Origin of the sequence: Pseudomonas sp. SIMBA_068, assembly GCF_046534705.1 — a bacterium.
GTDB lineage: Bacteria > Pseudomonadota > Gammaproteobacteria > Pseudomonadales > Pseudomonadaceae > Aquipseudomonas > Aquipseudomonas putida.
Genome location: NZ_JAWRYI010001377.1, coordinates 1 through 244, shown reverse-complemented (window position 1 = coordinate 244; position 244 = coordinate 1). Strand labels below are relative to the sequence as shown.

1 pseudogene is annotated in these 244 nt (G+C 64.8%); it reads right to left on the bottom strand.

From position 1 onward, the window contains the following. Positions 1–244, bottom strand: a pseudogene (locus tag SB756_RS34130) (hybrid sensor histidine kinase/response regulator); the annotation flags it as partial.

Sequence of the window (244 nt, the reverse complement as noted above, 5' to 3'; positions counted from 1 at the left end):
ACCAAGCTCGCCTGCAGCGTCGCCGGGCCGATGGCCGGCTCTGCGTCACGGTAGGCCTTGAGCATGTCCTGCAAGCGGGCGAAGTAGCTGCCCAGCGCCCCCAGGTTGGAGGAGACGAAGCCGATTGGGTTGTTGACCTCATGGGCGATGCCCGCCGCCAGTTGGCCAAGGGAGGCGAGTTTTTCTGATTGCACCAGCTGGCTTTCGAGCAGCTTGCGTTCATCGATCTCGCGCTGCAGCGCCG